Here is a 291-nt window from a genome sequence, read left to right as displayed (position 1 = left end):
GGTGATTTTGCGCTGCTCCGTTTCACCATAAAAAACCTGCAACACCGCTTCCTGCATCAGCAGCGAGGCCAAATCAATCTCCGCCTGTGGTTTAAACGGATTCGGGTTGCCCGTTCTGACCAGTGTCAGATTGAGGGTAAAGAGTTCGGATAATCCTTCCTGTAGAGAAAAATCGCCAACCGCAAAGGTGTCTTCCGGCACACCGGCGATGTGGCAGGTAAAACGTAATCCACTTTTCATTTTTTATTCCTTATCGGTTATGACATGCATGCCTTACATGGCCGGGCGTAA

Annotated in this window: 1 pseudogene; it reads right to left on the bottom strand. The window is 48.8% G+C overall.

From position 1 onward, the window contains the following. Positions 1-240 (bottom strand): annotated as a pseudogene (locus tag Xedl_RS20165) (phage late control D family protein); the annotation flags it as partial. Positions 241-291 lie beyond the last annotated feature (51 nt).

The organism is Xenorhabdus eapokensis (assembly GCF_001908105.1).
Note: the sequence above shows the minus strand (reverse complement) of the source record. Positions and strands in the feature narration are given on the sequence as shown.